The sequence below is a fragment of the Acidithiobacillus sp. genome (genome assembly GCF_023255755.1).
Classification (GTDB): Bacteria; Pseudomonadota; Gammaproteobacteria; order Acidithiobacillales; family Acidithiobacillaceae; genus Acidithiobacillus.
Map to the genome: position 1 here is coordinate 1 of NZ_JAGDVS010000058.1, position 4,569 is coordinate 4,569.

Genomic DNA, 4,569 nt, shown 5'->3' on the forward strand with positions numbered 1-4,569 from the left:
TGCGTTTCTTGACCGTCAAGCGTTGGATTTCATACCAACCCTGCCGGTTTTGGCTACAGCAGTGTGTGAGTCCCAGAAAGTCGAAGGTTTCAGGCTTTCCCAGCCCTCGCTCTTTCCGTTGAGCCGCAGCAAATCGCCCAAAAGCAATCAGCCGCGTTTTCTCCGGATGCAGCTTCAGGCCGAACCTGCCTAAGCGTTCTGCTATAGCAGACAGAAAACGCTTCGCTTCTCCTTCATACTGGAAACCCATCACACTGTCGTCGGCGTAACGCACGATGATAACATCCCCCCGTGCATGCCGCCGTCGCCAGCGATGTGCCCATAAATCCAGGGCATAATGCAGAAACACATTTGCGAGCAGGGGCGAAATTACTGCCCCTTGAGGCGTACCTCGTTCTGCAGGAATACGCTTCCCATCTTCCATAACACCTGCTCTGAGCCATTTGCTAACCAGCCGTAACATGCGCCGATCCGCAATGCGATGTTCCAGAAATTTCAGCATCCACCCGTGGTCGATGCTGTCAAAGAATGCCGATATATCCGCATCCAATATCCAGTTCACCTTACGGCCCTTTATCCCCATCGACAGGGCATCCAGCGCATCATGTTGGCTGCGCCCCGGTCGAAACCCATAGGAGAAACCGAGAAAATCTGCCTCATAGATCGCCGTCAGCACGGTGACTACCGCCTGTTGAACAATCTTATCTTCTATGGCAGCTATGCCAAGTGGTCGCAGCTTGCCGTCTGCTTTGGGTATGTACACCCGCCGCGAAGGCTGCGCCCGATATGCGCCCGCATGAATCTCACGGTGCAATATGGGCACTCGCTGTGCCAGCATCGTCTCGTATTCTCTCCACGTCCTGCCGTCCACACCCGCCGCTGCATTGTGGCGTAGAGCATGAAAACTCTCCACCAGCAGAGCAGGGGTGATGTGGTGTAGCAGCGCCGTGAATCGCGCCCGCAAATCATTGCGGGCCTTTTCGCGTACCCCTTCGAGTCCCATCGACGCGTGAATCCGGCTCTGTGTCCGGGACGCGGGAGGCTCTCCAGGGTTCCCCTTGGTTACACCCCTTCCCTCCACCATCTCCGCCGGGGATTCCCCTTTGTTCGACGGCTTCTTCGGTACTATGGGCCTATCCGACTTCTCACCAGCGTGGATAGCATGATTATGGCTTTGGGCCTTCCCTGCTCCGCCCACCGACTGCATGGGCACTGATGAGATCTCCCGGTTCCTGTTCGTGAGGCTTCCCGACATGCTCAGGGTCTCCGACCGCGCGGGATCAGAGCAGGACTCACGCATAGCGTCCTGCCCTATGTAGCCTTCCGCCTCGCTTAACGGCGTCGGCATCCCGTGCTTTTGATTTCGCGGCTCAATGGCTGGCCTGCCGGTGTCCCCTGTCAACGCTTCGATACAAACCTCACGATCTGCACCGCATGACTCGGGGCCGGAATGATGCGTTACGTCTTTTCCGTGTTGAACTTTCATCAATTACCTCACGCCAGTTTGTACCGGCGCACTAAGCGTCTAAGCAACCCACCCTTGCGGGTTGGCGCCGATCAGGCTACTGCAGTTTTTTTCCAGTTCCAGGGTAAAAGTTCGTGGAGCCGTTTGTTGGGCCAAGTGGGTAGTTTTTCGAGCACATCGCAGAGGTACGCGAAGGGCTCGACGCCGTTAAGCTTGCAGGTTTCGATGATGCTGTAGAAGGACGCCGCCCGTTCCCCACCGGCATCATTCCCAACAAATAAAAAATTCTTTCTCCCAATCGCAACGCCCCGCAGCGCCCGCTCAACCGGATTATTGTCGATGCTGAGCTGCCCTTCTTCGAGATAGAGGGTGAGGGCCTTCCAGCGCTTCAGGGCGTAATTGAGGGCTTTGGCGATGCCACTTTTAGGAGCTACCTGCATCTGGGTGGTGGTGAGCCAATCCCGGAAGGATTCCAGCAGCGGACCGGCCCGATGTTGGCGCGCTTCAGCTTTCTGATCGGGCGGCGATTCTTTGATATCGGCCTCTATCTCATAGAGCTTGGCAATCCAGACCAGTGCCTTCTGTGCCACGGGGCTCGGACCCCGCTGCTCCACGTCATAAAAGTGTCGGCGCACATGCGCCCAGCATCCGGCTTCTGTGACGTGTTCTTTGCGGTAGAGGGCATCATACCCCCCATAGTCATCCGTCTGGAGGATGCCTTTCCAGTCGCCCAGGAAGTTTTGCGGATGGATGCCCTTGCGGTCTGGGGCATAATCAAAGACCACGATGGGATGCGGCGCATCTGCCTGACTGCGATACACCCAGAGATAAGCTTTGTCTGTCTTACCGCTACCAGGATTCAGTACCGGTAAGGGCGTTTCATCGGCGTGCAGGATAGTCCCTTCCAGCAGAGCCATTTTGCAGGCTTCAGCAATCACGCTGATCCAGTATTCTCCCCGACCCATCCAGCTGCAGAGGGTGGCGCGGGAGATCGGCACTCCCGCTCGCAGGTACTGGGTTTCCTGCCGATATAAAGGCAGGTGATCCACATATTTTGCCGTCATCACGTGGGCTACCGTGCGGCCCGTGGGCAAGCCCTTGTCGATGACTTGTGCGGGCAACGCTGGACTTTCGATGGTACCGCAAGGGCGACAGGCCAGTTTGGGGCGAATATGGCGGATCACCTGGAAGCGTCCAGGGAGATAATCCAGTTTCTCACTGATCTCCTCCCCGACAGTTTCCAAGCGACCACCACACTGCCCGCAGGTGCAGGTCAGAGGATCATGGTGCACGTCTATCCGGGGCAAGGTGTCGGGCAGTTTCATGCGGCCAGGGTGGCGGCGGGGAGGACGAGTCACCGACTTTGGTGCTATTCCTTCCGGTTCCGTGACGGTGGCACTCTCGGTCAGTACCGCCTCCAGCTCGATTTCTACTGCGGCAATTTCCGTCTCCAACGCTTCTTCCCAGAGATTGATCTGGTCAGGAGAGAGTTTTTCCGAACGGCGCCCAAATCGCCAGCGCTGCAGTTTGGCGAGGGTGCTTTCCAAGCGAGCGATGGTTTCGTCACGCACCGCGATATGCTGGTCTTTCTGGGCGATAAGGGCTTCTTGCCGGGCGATATGCCGGGTGTGTTCTGCTAATTCCGACTCCTTCTGCTGCTGCTTTTGGAGCAGGTCCAGCACCAGATCGCCCAAGGCATCGGGGCTGGTGGGAAGAGGCATAAGGGTCGTTGAAATCATGGGAAAATAGTACCAGAAATGGGGCCTTTATACAATCAAATCCAGCGAGTTAGAGTAGTGTTGGCGTGCATTTTTCAAGGGCTGGTAACGGTGTCCATGGGCGACCCTCCACCAGCATCGCCCACTGTGCGGCCGACAGTTCTACGGCACCGGTATCGGCTCTGGGCCAGTGCAGTCGCCCCTGATCCAGACGGCGATAAATGAGCCAGAAACCCAGGCCATCCCACAGCAGCAGTTTCAGCCGATCACCACGCCGATTCCGGAAGACAAACGCGTGCCCCCCAAAGGGATCAGCAGCAAGCACGCCCTGCACCTTGGCCGCCAAACCATCAAAGCCCAGCCGCATATCCACCGGTGTGGCCGCCAGCCAGATACGACTGCCCGGACTTAACCACATGGACTTTCCAGGACCCGCACCAAGGTTTGCAACCAGCCGGTGTCCACCGGTGCCGTCAGCTTCAGACCACGGCCTGACAACAGAACAATCTCTACCGGAGAAATAGGCGGTCGGACCGGCACTAGAGTGACCGGCAAAAACCCTTCTGCCCCAGGGACCATCGACTGAGGTTCTGCCGCATCGGCAAATCGCTTACGCCAGTAATGCAGTGTGCCAACGGCGATCCCTTCCTGCGTACAGTAATTCTTGACCGACAAACCGCTCGCCTGAAACCCGTCTACCTGTTGCCGCCAATAAGCCGCTTTCTCGTCCTTCGTCATGTCCATCCCTCCTCAATGAATGCGGATCAGGATCGGCCAGGTCAGAAAATATTGGAAGGTGGGTTGCTTAGACGCTTACCCATGGCTGGTGCCCCAGCAACCGCTCCGCAGTCTGGCGAACCGCCCGTAAGCCTCGGCGGATATTCTCAATTCCGCGCTCCACCTTTTTCTGATCGGCATGCATGAGCGTCAGTCCTGTTGTAATCGCACCATCAAAGATGTCAGTACCGTTCAAAAAACTGCGGAAGGTGTCGCTGTGCATGTCGACCAATCGGTAGATGCAAAAAAAGTCTTCGCTATAGTTGAAAATTGTCAGACCGGTCTATGCGACTGCATGAGCACTCAAACCAAAACCAAGGTAACAGGAATGTCAGTGCATCAGGGAGAGAATGGCAAGGAAATTCATATTGCGGGTGACCTGTCATCCGAAGAAATCGTTGAAGCCATGGCACGTTCTACCAAAACTCTCTGAATCCTCATCAACGTGGATTGCGGGAGAGGGTTGCATCATTTTCACTCTTCCGCCTTATAATGCCCTCTTCTTCGAGAGGGCGGTGGAATGAACGTGCTATCGGTAAGGCGCTATGGCGAGTGGTTCCTGGGTTTCCTGCCCTTGCTCCTGCCACTTTTGCTGCTGCCCCCGATTCT

General features: G+C 56.5%; 5 protein-coding genes. 1 reads left to right on the forward strand and 4 read right to left on the reverse strand.

Features of this window, described 5'->3' with window-relative positions; all coding sequences use genetic code 11:
• The 4 genes from ltrA to Q0C48_RS03930 all read right to left on the reverse strand — a co-directional run.
• A partial coding sequence (gene ltrA / locus Q0C48_RS03915) for a group II intron reverse transcriptase/maturase (protein WP_291521741.1) occupies window positions 1–1,003 on the reverse strand: 1,003 nt, incomplete at its 3' end.
• A 554-nt stretch (window positions 1,004–1,557) separates the two neighbouring features.
• On the reverse strand, window positions 1,558–3,204 hold the full coding sequence (locus tag Q0C48_RS03920; RefSeq protein WP_291521743.1) for an IS66 family transposase: 1,647 nt from the start codon (window positions 3,202–3,204) through the stop codon (window positions 1,558–1,560).
• Window positions 3,205–3,253: 49 nt separating this feature from the next.
• Window positions 3,254–3,601 carry an IS66 family insertion sequence element accessory protein TnpB gene (gene tnpB, locus Q0C48_RS03925; protein WP_291521745.1) on the reverse strand — a complete coding sequence of 116 codons (348 nt, stop codon included), beginning with the start codon at window positions 3,599–3,601 and terminating at the stop codon, window positions 3,254–3,256.
• Window positions 3,592–3,921, reverse strand: coding sequence for an IS66 family insertion sequence element accessory protein TnpB (locus Q0C48_RS03930; RefSeq protein ID WP_291521747.1), 330 nt, complete (start codon window positions 3,919–3,921; stop codon window positions 3,592–3,594). The genes tnpB and Q0C48_RS03930 overlap by 10 nt, the downstream gene beginning before the upstream one ends.
• Before the next feature lie 178 nt (window positions 3,922–4,099).
• Between Q0C48_RS03930 and Q0C48_RS03935 the strand changes: the two genes are divergently transcribed.
• A complete protein-coding gene (locus Q0C48_RS03935) occupies window positions 4,100–4,393 on the forward strand; it encodes a hypothetical protein (RefSeq protein ID WP_291521749.1) in 294 nt (97 codons plus the stop codon).
• The last annotated feature ends 176 nt before the right edge of the window (window positions 4,394–4,569 follow it).

Bases quoted from the DNA above. Each gene is read 5' to 3' on its own strand.
- Q0C48_RS03930 (WP_291521747.1), bottom strand. From the start codon at position 3,921: ATGACGAAGGACGAGAAAGCGGCTTATTGGCGGCAACAGGTAGACGGG.
- Q0C48_RS03920 (WP_291521743.1), bottom strand. From the start codon at position 3,204: ATGATTTCAACGACCCTTATGCCTCTTCCCACCAGCCCCGATGCCTTG.
- Q0C48_RS03935 (WP_291521749.1), top strand. From the start codon at position 4,100: ATGCATGAGCGTCAGTCCTGTTGTAATCGCACCATCAAAGATGTCAGT.
- tnpB (WP_291521745.1), bottom strand. From the start codon at position 3,601: ATGTGGTTAAGTCCGGGCAGTCGTATCTGGCTGGCGGCCACACCGGTG.